Raw genomic sequence first — 19,786 nt, 5'->3', positions numbered from 1 at the left:
CCCGGTGGCCTTTCCGTACCCTCTCAGCCAGCAGTCGGCCCCGCCCGCGGCCGGGCTGTACGACCCCGCGCACGAGCACGACGCGTGCGGGGTGGCGTTCGTGGCGGACCTGTACGGCCGGCGCTCCCACTCGGTCGTCGCCAACGGTCTCGGCGCGCTGCTCCGGCTGGACCACCGGGGCGCCCGGGGCGCGGAGCACAACACCGGCGACGGCGCGGGCATCATGATCCAGGTGCCGGACGCGTTCCTGCGCGAGGTCGTCGACTTCCCGTTGCCGCCCGCCGGGGAATACGCCACCGGCCTGGTCTTCCTGCCGACCGACGACGACGCGGAGGCGCGCGCCCGCCGGGTGCTGGAGAAGTACGCCCTGGTCGAGGGCGCCGAGGTCCTCGGCTGGCGGGACGTGCCCACCGACCCGAGCGGCCTCGGCGAGACCGCCCTGGCGGCGATGCCCCGGGTGCGGCAGGTCTTCCTGGCCGCCCGCCGGCTCACCGACACCCCCGCCGGCCCGGCCGGCTCGCCGCTGTCCGGCCTCGACCTGGACCGGGTGGCGTTCTGCGTCCGCAAGCAGGCCGAGCGGGAGACCGCCGAGCGGGGCGTGCCGGCCTACTTCCCGTCGCTGTCCTGCCGGACGATGGTGTTCAAGGGGATGCTCACCCCCGACCAGCTCCCCGAGTTCTTCCCCGACCTGACCGACGGGCGGGTCGACAGCGCCATCGCGCTGGTGCACTCCCGGTTCTCCACCAACACGTTCCCGTCGTGGCCGCTGGCCCACCCGTACCGGATCATCGCCCACAACGGTGAGATCAACACGATCCGCGGCAACCGCAACTGGATGCAGGCCCGCGAGGCGCTGCTGCGCAGCCCGAACCTCCCCGGCAACATCCGCCGGGTCTTCCCCGTGTGCACCCCGGCGGCCTCCGACTCGGCGAACTTCGACGAGGTCCTGGAGCTGCTGCACCTGGCCGGGCGCAGCCTGCCGCACGCCGTGCTCATGATGATCCCCGAGGCGTGGGAGAACGACCCCGGCATGCGCGCCGACAAGCGCGCCTTCTACCGGTTCCACGCCAGCCTCATGGAGCCGTGGGACGGGCCGGCGTCGGTCGCGTTCACCGACGGCGAGGTCGTCGGCGCGGTGCTGGACCGCAACGGGCTGCGCCCGGGGCGCTGGTGGCGCACCGCCGACGGCCTGGTGGTGCTCGGCAGCGAGGCGGGCGTGCTCGACCTCGACCCGGCCACCGTGGTCGCCAAGGGCCGGCTCCAGCCGGGCCGGATGTTCCTGGTCGACACCGTCGCCGGCCGGATCGTCTCCGACGACGAGATCAAGACCGAGCTGGCCGCCGCCCAGCCGTACGCGGAGTGGCTGCACGCCGGGCTGATCGACCTGGGCGACCTGCCGCCGCGCGAGCACATCGTCTACACCCACGACTCGGTGCGCCGCCGCCAGCAGACCTTCGGCTACACCGAGGAGGAGCTGAAGATCCTGCTCGCCCCGATGGCCCGCACCGGGGCCGAGCCGCTCGGCTCGATGGGCACCGACACCCCGATCGCCCCGCTGTCGACCCGGCCGCGGCTGCTCTACGACTACTTCCACCAGCTCTTCGCCCAGGTCACCAACCCGCCGCTGGACGCCATCCGCGAGGAGCTGGTGACCAGCCTCCAGCACACGATCGGCGCGGAGGGCAACCTGCTCGACCCGGGCCCGGCGAGCTGCCGGCAGATCGTGCTGCCCGGCCCGGTGATCGACAACGACGAGCTGGCCAAGATCCTCTCCATCGACGAGGACGGCGACCTGCCCGGCTTCAAGGCCGTGCGGGTCTCCGGGCTCTACCGGGTCCGCGACGGTGGGGCCGGGATCAAGGCGCGGCTCACCGAGATCTGCCGGCACGTCTCCGAGGCGATCGAGGACGGCGTGCGCATCCTGGTGCTGTCCGACCGCGACTCCAACGCCGACCTCGCCCCGATCCCGTCGCTGCTGCTCACCGCCGCCGTGCACCAGCACCTCGTCCGCGAGCAGACCCGCACCCAGGTGGCGCTGGTCGTCGAGTCCGGCGACTGCCGCGAGGTGCACCACGCGGCCGTGCTGATCGGCTACGGCGCCGCGGCCGTCAACCCCTACCTGGCCTTCGAGTCGGTCGAGGACATGATCGCCACCGGCGCCCTGACGGGCGTCGAGCCGGCGAAGGCGGTGCGCAACTACGTCAAGGGGCTCGGCAAGGGCGTCCTGAAGATCATGTCCAAGATGGGCATCTCGACCGTGTCGTCGTACTGCGGGGCGCAGGTGTTCGAGGCCGTCGGCCTGGACGCCCGCCTCGTCGAGCGCTACTTCCGGGGCACCCCCAGCACCATCGGCGGGGTCGACCTGCACGGCGTGCACGCCGAGGTGGCCGCCCGGCACTCGCTGGCCTGGCCGGCGCCGGGCGCGGCGGCGACCGACCGGCTGGAGGTCGGCGGCGAATACCAGTGGCGGCGCGAGGGCGAGCTGCACCTGTTCAACCCGGAGACCGTCTTCCTGCTCCAGCACGCCACCCGCAGCCGCCAGTACGACGTCTTCCGGCAGTACACGGCCAAGGTCGACGAGCTGGCCGCGAAGGCCGGGTCGCTGCGCGGGCTGTTCACCCTGCGCACCGGCGTCCGGCCGCCCGTGCCGCTCGACGAGGTCGAGCCGGCCAGCGAGATCGTCAAGCGGTTCGCCACCGGCGCGATGTCGTACGGGTCGATCTCCGCCGAGGCGCACGAGACCCTGGCCATCGCCATGAACCGCCTCGGCGGCAAGTCCAACACCGGCGAGGGCGGCGAGGACGTCGACCGGCTGCACGACCCGGCCCGCCGCTCGTCGGTCAAGCAGATCGCCAGCGGCCGGTTCGGCGTCACCAGCGAATACCTGGTCAACGCCGACGATCTCCAGATCAAGATGGCGCAGGGCGCGAAGCCCGGCGAGGGCGGGCAGCTGCCCGGCAACAAGGTGTGGCCGTGGATCGCCCGCACCCGCCACGCCACCCCCGGGGTCGGCCTGATCTCCCCGCCGCCGCACCACGACATCTACTCGATCGAGGACCTGGCGCAGCTCGTCCACGACCTCAAGTGCGTCAACCCGGCCGCCCGGGTGCACGTCAAGCTGGTCAGCGAGACCGGCGTCGGCACCGTCGCGGCCGGCGTGGCCAAGCTCAAGGCCGACGTCATCCTCATCTCCGGCCACGACGGCGGCACCGGCGCGTCCCCGCTCAACTCGCTCAAGCACGCCGGCACCCCGTGGGAGCTGGGCCTGGCCGAGGCGCAGCAGACCCTGCTGCTCAACAAGCTGCGCGACCGGGTCACCGTGCAGGTCGACGGCCAGCTCAAGACCGGCCGGGACGTGCTGGTCGCGGCCCTGCTCGGCGCGGAGGAGTTCGGCTTCGCCACCGCCCCGCTCATCGTCGAGGGCTGCGTGATGATGCGCGTCTGCCACCTCGACACCTGCCCCGTCGGCATCGCCACCCAGAACCCGGTGCTGCGCGAGCGGTTCACCGGCCGGCCGGAGTTCGTGGAGAACTTCTTCCTCTTCCTCGCCGAGGAGGTCCGGGGCTACCTCGCCGAGCTGGGCCTGCGCTCGATCGAGGAGGCGATCGGGCAGACCGAGCTGCTCGACGTCGTGCCGGCCATCGACCACTGGAAGGCCCACGGCCTCGACCTCGGCCGCGTCCTGCACCTGCCGGAGCTGCCGGCCGACGCCGCCCGGCGCGGCGTGCGGGCCCAGGAGCACGGCCTGGAGCTGGCGCTGGACAACGAGCTGATCGCCCTCGCCCAGCCGGCGCTGACCGACGGCACGCCCGTGCGGGTCGAGGTGGCGGTGCGCAACGAGCACCGCAGCGTCGGCGCGATGCTCGGCGGCGAGGTCACCCGCCGCCGCGGCGGGGCCGGCCTGCCCGCCGACACCATCGAGTTCCTGCTGCGCGGCACCGCCGGGCAGTCCTTCGGCGCGTTCCTGCCCAGCGGGGTCACCCTGCGGCTGCACGGCGACGCCAACGACTACGTCGGCAAGGGGCTCTCCGGCGGCCGGCTCGTCGTCCGCCCGGACGCCGCCGCGCCGTTCGTCGACGGCGAGGCCGCGCCGGGGGAGCGGGCCGAGGACCAGATCATCGCCGGCAACACCATCCTGTACGGGGCCACGGCCGGCGAGGTATTCCTGCGCGGCCGGGTCGGCGAGCGGTTCGCCGTGCGCAACTCGGGCGCGGTGGCGGTCGTCGAGGGCGTCGGCGACCACGGCTGCGAGTACATGACCGGCGGCACGGTGGTGGTGCTCGGCGAGACCGGGCGCAACTTCGCCGCCGGCATGTCCGGCGGCACCGCGTACGTGTGGCGGCTCGACGAGCGGCGGGTCAACACCGAGCTGGTCGACCTGTCCCCGCTCAGTGACGAGGAGTCCGACCGGCTGCACGAGCTGGTGCACCGGCACTTCGCCGAGACCGGCTCGGCGGTCGCCGAGGCGCTGCTGAAGCGCTGGCCGGAGGCGGTGGAGGAGTTCACCGCGGTGGTGCCCCGGGACTACCGCCGGGTGCTGGAGATCATGCGGGCCGCCGAAGCCGCCGGCCACGACGTCGACGACGCGGTGATGAGCGCGCTGAGCGCGCCGGCCGCGCCGGTGCCGCCCGCCACGCGGGTGGTCGCCCAGGAGGTGGCTCGTGCCTGACCCGAACGGTTTCCTGCGCTACGACCGGCGGCTGCCCGCGCGCCGGCCGGTGCCGGTGCGGATCTCCGACTGGCGGGAGGTGTACCCGCCGGCCGGCGAGACGCTGATCCGCGAGCAGGCCACCCGCTGCATGGACTGCGGCATCCCGTTCTGCCACGACGGCTGCCCGCTGGGCAACCGCATCCCGGACTGGAACGACCTGGTCCGCACCGGCGGCTGGGACGCCGCGGTGGAGTCGCTGCACGCCACCAACAACTTCCCCGAGTTCACCGGCCGGCTCTGCCCGGCGCCCTGCGAGGCCGCGTGCGTGCTCGGCATCGGCGGCGGCCAGCCGGTCACCATCAAGCAGGTCGAGGTGGAGATCGCCGACGCGGCGGCGCGGGCCGGCCTCGCGCCGCGTCCGGCGGCGGCCCCGACCGGCCGGTCGGTCGCCGTGGTCGGCTCCGGACCCGCCGGCCTGGCCGCCGCCCAGCAGCTCGCCCGCGCCGGCCACGCCGTGACGGTGTACGAGCGCGACGACGCGATCGGCGGCCTGCTCCGCTACGGCATCCCCGACTTCAAGCTGGAGAAGCAGCACATCGACCTGCGGCTGGCCCAGCTGGAGGCCGAGGGCGTCCGGTTCCGCACCGGCGTGGACGTCGGCGTCGATGTGACCGCCGAGCAGCTGCGCGAGGCGCACGACGCGGTGCTGCTCGCCTGCGGCGCGTTGCAGGGCCGGGACACCCCGGAGACGCCGGGGCGGGCGCTGCGCGGCGTGCACCAGGCGATGGCGCACCTGGTCGCCGCGAACCGCGTCGTCGCCGCCGCCGGTGAGGGCCGGCCGGCCCTCGCGGTGCTGCCCGACGGCACCCCGATCGACGCCGCCGGCAAGCACGTGGTGATCATCGGCGGCGGCGACACCGCCGCGGACTGCCTCGGCGTGGCCCACCGGCAGGGCGCGGCCGGCGTACACCAGCTCGACCTGTACCCCGAGCCGCCGCACGCCCGCGACGCCGCGCGCGACCCGTGGCCGACCTGGCCGTGGATCCTGCGCAACTACCCGGCGCACGAGGAGGGCGGCGAGCGGGTGTTCGCCGCCGCCGTGCAGGAGTTCGTCGACGACGGCACCGGCCAGGTGCGCGCCGTGCGCATCGCCGAGGTGACCGTCGAAAAGCGTGGCGGCCGGCGGATCGTCACCGCGGTGCCCGGCTCGGAGCGGGAGCTGCCGGCCGACCTGGTGCTGCTGGCGATCGGCTTCGAGGGCACCGAGGAGCAGCCGCTGCTGGCGCAGTTCGGGGTGGCCCGCAACGCCCGGGGCGCGATCGACGCCCGGCCGGACTGGCAGACCGACGCCGACGGCGTCTTCGTCGCCGGGGACATGCACCGGGGCGCGTCGCTGATCGTCTGGGCGATCGCCGAGGGGCGGGCGGCGGCCGCCGCGATCCACTCCTACCTGGGCGGGGTGGGCGAACTGCCCGCCCCGGTCGACCCGGCGCGGCAGCCCCTCGCTGCCCGCTGACGAGTCGCGCTTGTCGGGCCGGGCCCGGGCATCGGCCCGACAAGCGGAGTCTGCCTCAGGCGGTGCCTGTAGAGCTGATGTCGTAAACGAGTCAGGGACGTCGCCCCGACAAGGCGTGCCCGCCGTTCTAACCGGTCGTTTGCTGTAGTCGGATGGTGCCTACCCGGTGCGGTTGCGGAGGAAGATGGCACTGGCATGCACGCGGGTGCGTACCCGCAGCTTGTCGAAGATGTGCGCCACGTGCACGCCGATGGTGCGTTCGCTGATGAACAGCCGCTGGCCGATCTCCTTGTTGGTCAGGCCCTCGGCCACGGCGGCGAGCACCTCGCGTTCCCGGGCCGTCAGCATCGCCAGCTCGTCGTCGGAGGGTTCGGCCCCGGGCACCAGCCGCGCCTCGGCGTCGCCGCCCCGCTCGCCCAGACTCACCCTGGTTCGGGAGGCCAGGGTGCGGATCTCGGTGCTCAGCGGTTCCGCGCCGAGGGCCTGCGCCACCTGGTACGCCTCGCGTAGCAGCCTGCCGGCGGTGGCGGTGCGGCTGCGGCGGGCCAGCAGCGCCTCGGCCTGCCGCAGGCGGGAGTAGGCCGCCGGGTAGGGGTGGTGGCGGCGGTCCCATTCGGTGACCGATCGGGCCCACAGTTGCGGGTCGCTGCCGTCGAGTCGGCTGACTTCGGCCTCGCACAGGGCCAGGAACCCGTCGACGACGTTGCGGACCGGCCGGGCGGCGTGTTCGCTCTTGCGGGCCACCCGCTCGGCGACCTCGCGTAGCCGGCGTACCGCCGTGGTGTCCACCGGGGCGCGGGCGGCGTGCGCCTCGGCCTCGGCGCGCAGCCCGTGCCAGACCAGGGCGGCGAGGATGCCGACGTCGTCGGAGCGGATCTCGGTGAGGCCGCGTTGCACCGCCTGCCGGGCCAGGTCGTGCCGGCCCTGCCACATCGCCAGCTCGGCGCGGAGGGTCAACAGCGGGATGACGTGCCGGGCCCCGCCGCCGGCCAGCACGGTGGCCACGGCCTCCAGGTCGCGGTCGGCGGCGGCGATGTCGCCGTAGCCGACCCAGAGCCGGCAGCGGGCCAGCAGCAGCTCGACGGCGTCCGCGCCGGACGGGCGGTGCCGCAGCGCCGCCGCGACCACCTTCTCCGCCTCCGCCCACTGTCCCACCCGGAACAGCCCGTTGGTGGCGATGGCCAGCAGCCGGGTCTCGTAGGTGCGGCCCAGGCCCAGCTCGGCGACCCGCTCGGCGCCCCGGCGGGCCACCACCACCCCCTCCTCCAGGATGTTCAGCGGCCCGGTCAGCAGTTCCGCCAGGTGCAGGTAGGCGCAGGCCACGTCCTCGGGGCGGCCGGCCCGCTCGGCGGTGTCGAGGGCCTCGCGCATGACGGCCAGCCCGGCGTCCGGGTCCTCCAGGTATGCCTCGCTGAAGCCCAGCGCCATGCTGGCCAGCACCACCTCGGAGACGGACCCCTCCACCTGCGCGGCCAGCTCCAGGGCCTCCCGGGCCCGCTCGCCGGCGTCGGCGTAGCGGCCCAGGTGCAGCAGCAACTCGGCCAGGTGCGCGGCGGCCGTCGCCCGCTCCCGGGGGGTGCAGTCGGCGGCGGCCAGGGCCCGCCGGTACTCCGCCTCGGCGGGCGCGGACCGGCCGGCGGCAGCCAGGTAGCGGGCCCGCCGGATCCGAAGGGTGGCCGTCGGCGGCGCATCCGTCCGATCCGCCAGCTCCTCCAGCAGGGACAGCGCCCGGGCGTGCTCGCCGCAGTGGTGGGCCGCCTCGGCGGCGTGTGCCAACATCATGGCCCGGTCGATGCCTGTGTGGTCGTTGGCGTCGGCCAGTTGCAGGGCCAGCGACCAGTGGCGGTGCGCCTCGGCGTAGCCGTGCAGCCGCTCGGCCTCCTGCGCCGCCGCGACCGCCGCCGGCAACGCCCGCGCCGGCTCCCCCGCCAACCGCCAGTGGTGCGCCAGCCGCGCCTGGTGCAGCTCCGCCGGAGCCGTCGTCAACGCCTCCGCGTAGCGGCGGTGCAGCGCCGAGCGCTCCGCGGGCAGCAGCTCGTGGGCGAGCACCTCCGCCACGAGCCGGTGCCGCAGCCGGTAGCCGTCGTCGTCACCCACCAGGAACCGGTGCGCCACCGCCGCCCGCACCGCCTCGATCAGCTCCCCCTCCGGCAGCCGCGTCACCTCCGCCAACAGCCAGTGCGGCACCGGCTCCACCCCGGCGGCCACCGCGTGCACCACCGCGTGCGCGGCCTGCGGCAACGCGTCCATCCGGGACAGGAACACCTCCCGCAGCGTCTCCGACAGCCCGTCGCGCCCCTCGCGCAGGTCCCGCGCGAGCTCCTCCACCACGAACGGGTTCCCGCCACTGCGCTGCCACAGCGACTCCGCCAACCTTGCGTCCAGCGGCCCGCCCAGCACCGCCGCGGCCAGCTGCTCGGTGCCCGCCCGGTCCAGCGGGGCGAGGTCGACCACCCGCACCGACCGCAGGCGGCGCAGCTCGGTCAGCACCCGCCGCAGCGGATGCGTGCCCTGCAACGACTCCGCCCGCACCGCCGCCAACACCGACAACTGGAGGTCGCCGAGCCCGGCCAGCAGATAGAGCAGCAACTGCCGGGTGCTGCGGTCGACCCACTGCAGATCGTCGAGCACCAGCACCAACGGGCGCCCCTGGGCCACCAGGTGCAACCCCCGGGAAACCCGCTCCACCAGCCCTTCTGCCCGGTCTGGACCCCAGGGCTCCTCGGTGAACAGCTGGAGAAGCCCCCGCACCGCCGACGCAGTTCTCGTGTCCCAGTCGGGCAGCTCCATGTCCAAGCGGCGTAACGCCTGATGCACCGGGTGCATCGGGGATGCGTTGCCGATGTCGAGGCATGCGCCGGTGAGCACGAGCGCGCCCGCAGCGCGAAACCGATTCCCTGCCTCGCGCAGCAGCCGGGTCTTGCCCACCCCGCTCTCGCCCGTGACGAACACCGCCGCCGTCTGCCCCGGACCCGCGCCGTCGAGCAGCACGGACTGTAGCGTCGTGAGGTGATCGGCGCGGCCGACAAGGGACGTGGTGGTGGTGTCGTCGCTGTCCGCCCCGGTGGTGGTCGATCCGTCGATCAACGCGAGCCAGAGCCGATGAAGGCGTTCTTCGTCCTCGGGACGAGGCGACAATGACTTAGCTATCTTTGCCAAAATCTGCCACGAGGGTATGCGCTTGCCACTGATCGCCTCAGCCACCGTCGTGTGGCTCACGTCGCCCAGTTGTCGCGCCAGCGACCTGGCGCTCGGCGCACCGGCGAGCCGGTGAAGGTTGGCCAGTTCACGGGCGAGGGTCTTTTCGGCGGAGCTGCGGCTCTCCTGGGAACTTGCGATCATCTGCCCTCGTTGCGCGTCTACAATCCACTTTGTAGGCTACCTAAGTAGTAATCTTACGTCGCCTGACACGGTCCTCCCAGGTGTTGTCGGCTGATCGACACGCTACGGTTGCCGGCTCGTCCGGCGGGCTCCTTGACGCACTTCGGCACCGATCCGACCACCGTAACAAGACGACCGGCTTTTGATCATGAAGGACACCCGGAGGTTCGAGGATGCTGCGACGCAACCGACCTGCTGCCAGCACCGGCCTCCGGTTGGTCCCTCGCCAGCCAGGAGAGGCGCGGAGGGCACATGGCGCGGTGTTGACCAGCGAGCAGAGCGTCCTGCTCGACGAGGTCTGGCGCTTCCTGACAACCAAGGATCGGTGGCCGACGTTCGCCGAACTGGACCGTCGGCTGTACCGGGAACACGGGCTACAGGCCGATGCGATTCTTCCAGCGCTGCCGTCCGGGCTCGTCCGGGGCGCGAGGGCCAACGGGTCGGCCCCGTTTGTCGATTCCTCGGAGGTGGCCCTCACCACAGCTGGAGTGCATGCGACCGGGCGTGCGCACCGCGAGATCACTCTCTTTCTCGCGGTCGTCCGCTATGCCGCCGACCTGGAGCGCGAGTACGAGCCGCCGCTCGACCGCCCGGAGGATCGGCCCCGGCTGACCTCCGCGGCAGTCGCCCGACAGTTCAACCTGGACGAAGCCGGCTGCGGCGGTCTGCTGCTCCGGGTCGGAGCGATCCTCGCTGCTGAGCGATGGGGATGGAGCGGCTCCTCCGTAAGCGGCAGCACCTGGGCCTTCGAGGTGGACCGGGGGGTCCGTCGCTTCACGGCGGTGCCGGACTTGCAGACGTACTTCCAGCGTCAGGGCGAAGGCGAGCGGGAGTCGAGGCGGGGAGTAGGCCCGTTGCGCCAACCCCCACCCGCTGCCGGGCGCGAGGCGGCAGCTCCGGTGGATCCGACGGGATCGTCGGGCCTGCTGTTGAACGTGCTCGCGGTAGCCCTGACCGCAGCTGGTGTGGCTGTCGCCGGCCTCCAGGTCCACTGGGAACCGATGCGGAGCCTCCTGCTGATCGTGGCGATCACGGCACCCGTGTTGGTGTGGCACCGCTGGCGGATTCGTCGTCGGATCAGCGACGCACTGTTGATCAGCTTCCTCTGCGTGGGTGCGGCGGCACTCGTCGTCTCTTTCGTCATCGCCTGACCAGGCGGGTAGGAAACGGGTGCGGGTGTCGTGGCCAACCGCTGACACCCGCACCCGGTCTTCTCAGTGGGCGAGCAGCTCGTGGGCCTCGTGGACCTTCGCCCACGACTTCGGCTTGACCGGGGCGGCCGGGGCGGCGGCGCGGGCCGCCGAGCCGGCCGCCGTCAGCTCCGGGCGGCCCTTGGTGAACAGCCAGGTCGTGAACAGGGCGTCGAGGTCCTTACCGGAGACCTGCTCGGCGAGGGCCTGGAACTGCGCGATCGTGCCGTTGCCGTGGCGGTGGGCGGCGGTCCACGCCGGCAGGATGCGGAAGAACGCCGCGTCGCCGACGGCCAGCCGGAGCTGGTGCAGGGTCATCGCGCCCCGGTCGTAGACCGCGTCGTCGAAGACGTTGTTCGCGCCCGGGTCGCCCGGCGGCACCTGCCAGAACCCGTCGTCGGCCGGGTAGCTGGCGTAGGTGAAGTCGAACCACTCCTGCGCGGTGCCCTCGCCCTGCTCCTCCGACCAGAGCCACTCGGCGTAGCTGGCGAAGCCCTCGTTGAGCCAGATCTGGCTCCAGTCGGCGACCGAGACCGAGTCGCCGAACCACTGGTGGGCGTTCTCGTGCACGACCACGTAGGTGTTCGACCCGCGCCGCCAGAAGCCCGACCCGTACACCGAGCGGGTCTGCGTCTCCAGGGCGAAGCCGATGCTGTTGGCCGGGGCGGCGACGCCGCCCTGCGCCTCGAACGGGTACGGCCCGAAGATCCCGCTCTCCCAGTCGACGATCTCGGCGGTGCGTTCGATGCTGGCCCGCGCGGCCGGCCCGAGCGAGCCCAGCGTGGTGCTGTACGCGTTGACGACCGGCAGCCCGTTCGGCGCGGTGTCGGTGACGATGTCGTAGTCCCCGATCGCGAGGAACGCCAGGTACGTCGCGCCCGGCGTGGCGCTGCGCCAGCCCCAGCGCGTCCGGTTGCCGGGCTCGGCCAGCGGCGGCCGGGGCTGCACGCCGTTGCTGACGACCTCGACGCCGGTCGGCACGGACACGGAGACGTCCCAGGTGGCCTTGTCGCTGGGGTGGTCGTTGCTCGGGTACCACCACCAGGCCGACTCGGGCTCGTTGACGGCCAGCGCCCCGTCGGTCGTCTTCGTCCAGCCGGTCCAGCCGTCGACGCGGGTCTGCGAGGGCACACCCGCGTACTGCACCACGATGGTCAGGGACTGGCCCGAGACGATCGGGCGGGGCGCGGCGATCACCAGCTCGTGGGCGCCCTCGCGGGCGAAGACGGCCGGGTAGTTGTTGACCTTGACCGACTGGACGCCCAGCACGAAGTCCAGGTTGAACCGGGTGAGGTCCTGGGTGGCCCGGGCGAGGATCGTGGTGGTGCCGGAGAGCTGGTCGGTGGCGGGCTCGTAGCGCAGCCGGATGTCGTAGTGGTCGACGTCGTACCCGCCGTTGCCGTAGTCGGGGAAGTAGCTGTCGCCCAGGCCGGGGCTGCCGGGCCCGGGGGCGGCCGGGGCGGCTGCCGGCCGGCCCCAGCCCGATCGGGCGGCGGCGTGGCCGGGTGTGCCGGCCGCGACCGCGCCGGCGGTGGAGACGGTCAGGGCGGCGATGGCCGCCGCGAGAACGCGTCGCACGGAATGGACTCCCTCCGTCGGGTGTACGCCGGCCAACCTAATCGACAGATGTAAACGGGTGTGTCCCGGTGGGCGGTCCACGCCCTATTCCCTCGATGGAAATGTTTCGATAGCATTACCGACCAGTAACCACCACCCCTGGGCCACGCGCGCGGTTCCGAGGATCCACCACCCCTGCCCCCGCGGAGGTTCCCCATGCCCCACCGCCCGCTGGTCCGCGCCCTGACCGCGCTGACCGCCCTGCTCGCCGCGACCCTCGGCGCGGCGGCCGCCCCTGGCGTCGCCCAGGCCGCCCAGGCCGCGAAACCCGCCCGAGCCGCCGCCGCGGTCAACTACGTGGCGCTGGGCGACTCCTACTCCTCCGGCGTCGGCGCCGGGCCGTACGACCTGTCCACCTGCCTGCGCAGCGACAAGTCGTACGCCCCGCTCTGGGCCGCCGCCCACCAGGTCGCCAGCTTCGCGTTCCCCGCCTGCGGCGGCGCGGTCACCGCCGACGTGATCAACAAGCAGGTGAACGCGCTGAGCGCCAGCACCACCCTGGTCACCATCACCATCGGCGGCAACGACGCCGGCTTCGTCGACGTCATCACGAGCTGCCGGTTCGGCAGCACCAGCACCTGCGAGGGCGCGGTGGACGAGGCCAGGGCGTTCGCCGCCACCGAGCTGCCCGGCCGCCTCGACCGCACCTACGCGGCGATCCGCGCCAAGGCCCCCAACGCCCGGCTCGTGGTGCTCGGCTACCCGCGCCTGTTCGAGACGACCTCCTGCGGCGCGCTGGCGATGAGCGCCTACAAGCGCACCATCATCAACGAGGCCGCCGACCTGCTCGCCTCGATCACCGCCGGCCGGGCCGCCGCGGCCGGGGCCACCTTCGCCGACGCCCGCCCCTACTTCGCCGGGCACGGCGTCTGCGCCGCCGTGCCGTGGATCCACGACGTCACCGGCGTCATCGAGGCGTACCACCCGAAGGCCGACGGCTACCGGCTGGGCTACCTGCCGGCGCTCACCGCCGTCACCGGCTGACCCCGCGCCCTGCGGAGACGGCCGGCGGCCGGCGGGCCCCGCCTCAGGCCCCGCCGCCGGCCCACCACCGGCCCCGCCGGCCGCCCCGGCGGGGCCGGTGCGCGCGCCGTCGCGGCGGACTGTCCCACGCCGCCGCGCGTCCGTTAGGGTTCGCTGGACCAGACGGCCATCGCGCGTGGGGGGCAACAGAGGGTGGGCAGGCTCGCGTCGGCGTACGGTCAGGCGGTCGCCGCCCATCGGCAGGCCCGCGAGCGGCTCGACCGGGCCCGCCGGTCGCTCGGCGCGCCCGGCCCGGCCGCCCCCACCGCCGCCGACGTCGTCGCCCGGCTGGCCGCCGTGGGCGGGCGGCTCGCCGCCCCCGCCCCCGGGGTCACCGCGCTGACCGGCGCGCCCGCCCCGATCCGCGTCGGCGAGGCGACCACCCTGGACGGTGGCTTCCCCGTGCTCGTCCCGCTCGGCGGCGGCTGCCACCTCACCGTCGACGCCGACGCCCGCGACCCGCGCGTCGGCGAGCTGCTGCGCGCGGTGGTGCTGCGGCTGCTCGCCACCGCCCCGCCCGGCACGGTCCGGGTCGCCGGGATCGACACGGTGGCCTTCGGGGCCACCTTCCTGCCGCTGCGCCCGCTGCTCGACGCCGGGGTGCTCGCCCCGACCGCCACCACCGCCGCCGAGGTCGCCGCGCTGCTCGACTCCGCCGAGCGGCACGCCCGGGCCGCCCAGGCGGCCGCCCCGGCCGCCCGCGAGCTGCTGGTGCTGGTCGTCGCCGCCGCGCCCGGCCCCCGCGAGCTGGCCCGGCTCGCCGCGCTCACCCACGCCGGGGCGTCCGCCGCGGTCTGCGTGCTGCTCGCCGGCCACCGCGCCGCCGCCGGCCAGCAGGGCCCCGCCGGCTCCGACGCGCCGCCGCCGGGCGCGGCCACCGCGCTGCGCCTGATGCAGCGGTACGCCCACGTCGGCGACCCGCCCGGGCACCCGTTCAGCGCCGACGGCTCCGGGCTGGCCGCCCCCGTCGTGCTCGACGGCGACCTGCCGCCGGCCACCGTGGCCGCCCTCGCCGCGCACCTCGCCCCCGCCGCCCGCCGCGACACCCCGCCCGCCTTCGCCGACCTGCTGCCGGCCCGCCGCTGGGCGGCGACCAGCGCCGCCGGGCTGTCCACCGTGGTCGGCCGGGCCGGGCGGCAGCCGGTCACCGTCGCCTTCGACGACGCCACCCCGCACTGGCTGGTCGCCGGCCGCACCGGTGCCGGCAAGACGGTGTTCCTGCTCGACGCCCTCTACGGGCTGGCCGCCCGCTACGCCCCCGACCAGCTCCAGCTCTGGCTGCTCGACTTCAAGGAGGGCGTCAGCTTCACCGAGTTCGTGCCCACCGAGCGGGACCCGTCCTGGCTGCCGCACGCCCGCGTCGTCGGCATCGAGAGCGACCGGGAATACGGCCTGGCCGTGCTGCGGGAGCTGCGCCGGGAGCTGAACCGGCGGGCGACCGTCCTCAAGCGGCACGGCGTCACGAAGCTCGCCGACCTGCCCCGCGACGCGGCGGTGCCCCGGATCGTGGCGGTCGTCGACGAGTTCCAGGTGCTGCTCGCCGGCACCGACGCCCTCGCCCGCCAGGCCGTCGACCTGCTGGAGGAGCTGGCCCGCAAGGGCCGCTCGTACGGGGTGCACCTGGTCCTGGCCAGCCAGTCCACCGCCGGCATCGAGTCGCTGTACGGCCGCGCCGAGGCGATCTTCGGGCAGTTCCCGTTGCGGGTGGCCCTGCCGGGCGGCGGGGGAGTGCTCGACGCGCTCAACACCGCCGCCGACGCGCTGCCGATCGGCGCGGCCGTGCTCAACACCGCCGCCGGTGCGGCCGGGGCCGACACCGTGGCCCGCTTCCCCGACGCGTACGCGGCCCGCGCCGAGCTGGCCCGGCTGCGCCACGAGCTGTGGCGCGAGCGGCCGGTCGGCTCCGCCGCGCCCACCGTCTTCCGGGGCTACGATCCGGCGCGGGCCGACGACGATCCGGCCCTCGCCGCCCTGCGCCCCGGCGGCGGGCCCCCGGTCGCCCTGGTGGGCCGCGTCGTCGACGTGGCGAACAGCCCCGCCTCGTTCACCCTCGACGCCACCCCGGGCCGGCACCTGGCCGTGGTCGGCACCTCGACCGTCGGCGCGGAGGTCCTGCGCGCCGCCGCGCTGGGCCTCGGCCGGCAGCACGCCCCCGGCGGGGCCCGGTTCCTGCTCGCCGGGCTGGTCGCCGCCGCCGACCCGGTGGTCGACGGGCTCGCCGCCGCGCTGGCCGCCGCCGGCCACCCGGTGCAGCGGCTCGACCCGGCCGCCCTGCGCGACCGGATCGCCGCCCTCGCCGCCGCCCGGCCCGCCGGTGGCCGCACCTACCTGGTGGTCTTCGGTGCGGACGCGGCCTCGGCCGCCCTCGCCGGCACCGACCCGACCACGTTCCGCTCCGGCCTGGACGACCTGCGCGCCCTGCTGCGCGAGGGCCCCGGCCACGGGGTGCACCTGCTGGGCTGGTGGCGGGGGCTGCGCCGGCTCGCCGACGACCTCGGCGGGACGCACCACCGCGACGACGTCGCCTGCCTGGTCGCGTTGAACGTCCCCGGCGCGGAGCTGGGGCTGCACCTGGGCGAGCACGACCTCGCCTACACCCCGCGTCCCGACCGGGCGCTGCTGGTGGACCGGCACGACCAGCGCACCCGGCTGATCGTGCCGTTCACCGGGCCGGGACACGAGATCGACGAGGAGCGCTGAGCCGTGGCCACCTTCGCCGAGTACGCCGCCCTGGCCCGGCAGCTCGCCGACCAGCGCCGCGAGACCGACCGGGACGCCGTCGCCGCCGACCGCCACCGTTCGGCCCTGCGCGCGACGCTCGACCAGCTCACCCGACGCCTCGACGCCCAGTCCCACCGCCTCGACCAGCTCGGCCGGGCCGCCGGCGTCACCGCCGACCCGCCGGCCGCCCCGGGCGCGCGCCCCGCCTCGCCGACGGTGTCGCCGGCAGGGACCGGGGCGGGGGCGTCCGGGGCGGGGGCGTCCGGCGGGCGGGCCGGTGGGTCGCCGGAACCGGGGACGGCGGGGGCCGGCGGCGCAGCCGCCGCGCCGGGGCGGCCGGGCGTCGGGGCGTACCCCCGGGGTGGGACGACCGGCGCGGTGGTGGCGGTGCCGGCGGCGGCCGGGGTGCCCGCGCCCCGCGCCGGGGGCGTCGACCCGGGCGCGGAGCTGGCCGAGGCGCGGCGGCTGGCCGACGAGGCCGACCGGCTGATCGGCGTCACGGAGACCGTCGGCCGCCGGCCGCCGCTGCTGCCGGCGTGGTCGCCGCTGGCGCGGGCCCTGGCCGTCTACGCGGCGTGCGCGGCTGCCGGCGTCGTGCTGGCGATGGTGCTGCTCGGCGTCGCGGGGGTGGTGGCCAGCCCGGGGGCCGTCTACGTGGCCACCTGCGGCGCGCTGCCCGTGCTCTGCTTCGTCGCCGGCTACCTGGTGCTCGGCCGGTGGGGGCGGCCGGCGCTGGGCGCGGACGGGCCGCCGCCCCGGTTCGTGCCGCTCGGCTTCGTGACCTGCGTGCTGCTCATGCCGCTGGCCTACTGCGGCTACCTGGTGCTGTTCCGCCTGCTGGGCTGAGCCCAGCCCGGGTATCGCCTCGCGCGGGGCGGTCAGCCGGCCAGGGCGAGGCGGGCCACCTCGGCCGCGCACCCCCAGGACAGGGTGACCCCCGCGCCGCCGTGCCCGTACGCGTGCACCAGCCGGCTCCCGGCGGGGCCCGTCGGCTCGACCGCCACCCGGGGACCGCCGTGCCGGGCCGGGCGCAACCCGATCCGCTCGCCGAGCACCGGCGCGCCGGCCAGCTCCGGCACGAGCGCCACGCACCGCCGCCGGATCGCCGCCGCGGTCTCCGGGTCGGGCCCGGTGTCCCACACCCCCGGCTGGTACGTGCCGCCGAGCACCACGTCGTGCCGGCGCGGGTGCACGTAGGTGATCCCGGCCGGGTCGTCCTCGTCGCGTACCGACGTGGTCAGCCCCGGGTTCGCCACCAGCACCAGGTGCCCGCGCACGGGGTGCACGGCGGGGTCGGTGGCGAGCCGGCCGGCGGCCAGCCCGGTCGCGTTGACCACCGTCGGGGCGACGTCGAACGCCTCGGCGAGGTCCCGCACCCGGCGGCGCAGCACCCGCCCCCCGCCGGCGGTGACCCGCCCGGCCAGCCATCCGAGGTACGGCGTCATCTCCACCGCCGGCGCGGTGAACCGCAGCACCGCCGTGTACGGCGGCTCGGCCGGCCCGGCCACCAGGTCCCCGGTGGCCGCCGCCCACCACGGGGGGCCCTGGTAGGGGTGGCGCAGCAGCATCCGCGTCGGCCGGGCCACCACCCCCGGCACGCCCGCCCCCGCCTGGCGGGTCAGCTCCGCGTGGGTCTCGCCCGCCCAGCGCAGCACCCGGGGATCCGCGTCGGTGTGCGTCGGGTACCACACGGCGGCGGCCACCGTCGACACCGTGTCCGCCGGGTCGTCCGCCGCCAGCACGGTCACCCGCGCGCCCCGCTGCTGGAGGGTCACGGCGGCGGTCAACCCGATGATCCCGCCGCCGACCACCACCACGTCCGCCCGCTCCGCCATCGTCCGCTCCTCCTGTCGTCGTTCGGATCGTGGCCGGCCGTCCGGGCGGGTGTCCAAGACGGAACCGGGCGGGCGGCGATAGGCGGCGCTTATGATCCGGGGGTGGACGCCTGGTCGGACCTGCGCCGGCTGCGCTACTTCGCCGTGCTCGCCGAGGAGCTGCACTTCACCCGGGCCGCGGCCCGCCTGCACATCGCCCAACCGGCGCTCAGCCAACAGATCCGCGCCCTGGAACGCCAGCTCGGCGTGGCGCTGGTGCACCGCACCAGCCGGGGCTGCGCGCTGACCGAGGTGGGGCGGCGGGTGGCCGCCGAGACCGTCCGGCTCCTCGCCGACGTCGACGCCGGCGTCGCCCGCATCCGCAGCCTGGTGCAGGGCCGGGGCGGGCGGCTGCGGCTCGCGTACACCCGGTCGGCACGCGGCGGCCCGGTGGACGCGCTGGTGGCCCGGTTCCGCGCCGCCCACCCCGACGTGGAGGTCGCCGCCGAGACCGCCTGGACCGCGCCGAACGTCGCGGGGCTGCTCGCCGGCCGGCTCGACGCGGCGTTCGTCCGCCCGCCGGTCGACGAGCCGGCGCTCGCCTGCCGCACCGTCGACACCGAGGAGCTGCTGCTGGCCCTGCCGGCGGGGCACCCGCTGGCCACCGGCCGCCGCCGGATCACCCGGGCCGAGGTGGTGGACCTGCCGGCCGTCATGTGGTCCCGCGCCAACGGCCCCGGCATGTTCGACCGGACCATCGCCCAGGTCTGGCCGCACGGCGGCTTCCGGCTGGTCCGGCAGGAGCCCGACGACGAGCAGCTGCTGCGCGCGGTGGCGCAGGGCGACGTGGTCGCGGCCGTGCCCGCCGGTCGCGCGCGGGCGTTGAAGGTGCCGGGGGTACGCCTGCGCCGGTTCGCCGCGCCGACCCCCACGGTGGACGTCGCCCTCGCCTGGCACCGCGACACCACCAACCCGGCCGTCCACGCCCTCGTGGCGCTCCTGGACTGATGCTTCGATGGAGACCCTGGACAGTTGCCGTCCGCTGTGGACGATGATTGTCCAAGATTCGGCGTGAGCGCCGGATCGGGCGAGGGGAGGCGTCGATGAGCGGAGACCTGGGCGGGTTCCTGATCGGGTACGTGCCGGCGGGGGTCGACGGAGAGGTGTCCGACTTCGCCAGCGAGTGGGAGGGGGTGCGTTTCCGGACCCGGGTGTGGGAGCGGCAGGTGGCGGAGGGCTGGCGCGTCGACCTGCGGGTGCACGTCCTGCACGGGGGCCGGCTGGGCACGCTCGACGAGTTGCGGGACTTCCTCGCCGACTACCACGAACGGGACGCGGCGACGTGGCCACTCACCGAGTTCACCGAGGGCGGCGTGACCGGCCTCGTCGGCGACGGCGAGGCGTTCCGGCTGGTCGAGCCCGGGGTGGCCGTCGACGTGCGCGCCGACCCGGAGCAGGTGCCCGAGCCGGAGCTGCGGGCCGTGGCAGCGGGGGTCCGACCCGCTGCCACCCCGGAGCGCACCGCAGGCTGATCACTTTCCGTGAGACGTGCGGGGCTGCGGGCGGCGGCGCACGGTGCGTGACTCTTCGTGAGGACCCGCCGACCGTGCAGGACTTCCCGTTCCTCCTTTGCTCTGCACCCACTCGCGCAACACTGCAGTCCAGCTCTGCACATAGCGTTTCGTGGATCAATGCGGGGTCGAGCGACAGGCTACCGCGCGTGACTGTTGCGCATGCGGGTGCAGAGCAAAGGGTTTCGCACGGGGGTGTGGGCGCCGAGCTGCTGTGGTCACATTCCGCAGCGGCCGACGGCCATCCCCGTCCCGACCGTCCGGGGTCGGCTGGTCGCGGGCCGGGATCGTGAGTTGTGAGT

At 75.1% G+C, this 19,786-nt stretch carries 11 protein-coding genes; 8 read left to right on the top strand and 3 right to left on the bottom strand.

What is annotated here, in order from left to right:
- Nucleotides 1-4: 4 nt before the first annotated feature.
- Together gltB and O7628_RS02745 are read left to right on the top strand one after the other, a co-directional pair.
- On the top strand, nucleotides 5-4,669 hold the full coding sequence (gene gltB / locus O7628_RS02750; RefSeq protein WP_278128111.1) for a glutamate synthase large subunit: 4,665 nt from the start codon (nucleotides 5-7) through the stop codon (nucleotides 4,667-4,669).
- Nucleotides 4,662-6,167, top strand: coding sequence for a glutamate synthase subunit beta (locus tag O7628_RS02745; protein WP_278128108.1), 1,506 nt, complete (start codon nucleotides 4,662-4,664; stop codon nucleotides 6,165-6,167). Before gltB ends, O7628_RS02745 begins: the two co-directional genes overlap by 8 nt.
- 159 nt (nucleotides 6,168-6,326) lie before the next feature.
- Here the strand turns inward: O7628_RS02745 and O7628_RS02740 are convergent, their stop codons facing one another.
- The gene (locus O7628_RS02740) at nucleotides 6,327-9,254 is read right to left on the bottom strand and encodes an AAA family ATPase (RefSeq protein WP_278128106.1); all 2,928 of its coding nucleotides are present in this window, start codon (nucleotides 9,252-9,254) and stop codon (nucleotides 6,327-6,329) included.
- Between the two features lie 557 nt (nucleotides 9,255-9,811).
- Here O7628_RS02740 and O7628_RS02735 point away from each other — a divergent pair.
- The gene (locus O7628_RS02735; RefSeq protein WP_278128105.1) at nucleotides 9,812-10,699 is read left to right on the top strand and encodes a hypothetical protein; all 888 of its coding nucleotides are present in this window, start codon (nucleotides 9,812-9,814) and stop codon (nucleotides 10,697-10,699) included.
- Between the two features lie 63 nt (nucleotides 10,700-10,762).
- Here the strand turns inward: O7628_RS02735 and O7628_RS02730 are convergent, their stop codons facing one another.
- On the bottom strand, nucleotides 10,763-12,316 hold the full coding sequence (locus O7628_RS02730) for a M1 family metallopeptidase (RefSeq protein ID WP_278128103.1): 1,554 nt from the start codon (nucleotides 12,314-12,316) through the stop codon (nucleotides 10,763-10,765).
- Between the two features lie 195 nt (nucleotides 12,317-12,511).
- Here O7628_RS02730 and O7628_RS02725 point away from each other — a divergent pair, with 195 nt between their 5' ends.
- From O7628_RS02725 to O7628_RS02715, 3 genes are all read left to right on the top strand, one after another.
- A complete protein-coding gene (locus O7628_RS02725) occupies nucleotides 12,512-13,339 on the top strand; it encodes an SGNH/GDSL hydrolase family protein (RefSeq protein WP_278128101.1) in 828 nt (275 codons plus the stop codon).
- 192 nt (nucleotides 13,340-13,531) lie between these two features.
- A complete protein-coding gene (locus O7628_RS02720; protein WP_278128099.1) occupies nucleotides 13,532-16,078 on the top strand; it encodes an FtsK/SpoIIIE domain-containing protein in 2,547 nt (848 codons plus the stop codon).
- Between the two features lie 3 nt (nucleotides 16,079-16,081).
- Complete coding sequence (locus O7628_RS02715; protein WP_278128097.1) at nucleotides 16,082-16,945, top strand: hypothetical protein; 864 nt, start codon at nucleotides 16,082-16,084, stop codon at nucleotides 16,943-16,945.
- Between the two features lie 32 nt (nucleotides 16,946-16,977).
- Here the strand turns inward: O7628_RS02715 and O7628_RS02710 are convergent, their stop codons facing one another.
- Entirely contained in the window at nucleotides 16,978-17,934 is a 957-nt protein-coding gene (locus O7628_RS02710; RefSeq protein ID WP_278128095.1) for an FAD-dependent oxidoreductase, read from the bottom strand.
- A gap of 102 nt (nucleotides 17,935-18,036) precedes the next feature.
- On the opposite strand from O7628_RS02710, the gene O7628_RS02705 reads away from it, so the two are divergent.
- Nucleotides 18,037-18,921, top strand: coding sequence for a LysR substrate-binding domain-containing protein (locus tag O7628_RS02705; RefSeq protein ID WP_278128093.1), 885 nt, complete (start codon nucleotides 18,037-18,039; stop codon nucleotides 18,919-18,921).
- Between the two features lie 95 nt (nucleotides 18,922-19,016).
- Nucleotides 19,017-19,445: a hypothetical protein gene (locus O7628_RS02700; RefSeq protein WP_278128091.1), complete on the top strand. Its 429-nt coding sequence runs from the start codon at nucleotides 19,017-19,019 to the stop codon at nucleotides 19,443-19,445.
- Nucleotides 19,446-19,786 lie beyond the last annotated feature (341 nt).

The organism is Micromonospora sp. WMMD956, assembly GCF_029626125.1.
GTDB classification, from domain to species: Bacteria; Actinomycetota; Actinomycetes; order Mycobacteriales; family Micromonosporaceae; genus Micromonospora; species Micromonospora carbonacea.
This window is presented reverse-complemented; position numbering and strand designations above follow the sequence as displayed.

Bases quoted from the DNA above. Each gene is read 5' to 3' on its own strand.
- O7628_RS02725 (WP_278128101.1), top strand. From the start codon at position 12,512: ATGCCCCACCGCCCGCTGGTCCGCGCCCTGACCGCGCTGACCGCCCTG.
- O7628_RS02710 (WP_278128095.1), bottom strand. From the start codon at position 17,934: ATGGCGGAGCGGGCGGACGTGGTGGTGGTCGGCGGCGGGATCATCGGG.
- O7628_RS02700 (WP_278128091.1), top strand. From the start codon at position 19,017: ATGAGCGGAGACCTGGGCGGGTTCCTGATCGGGTACGTGCCGGCGGGG.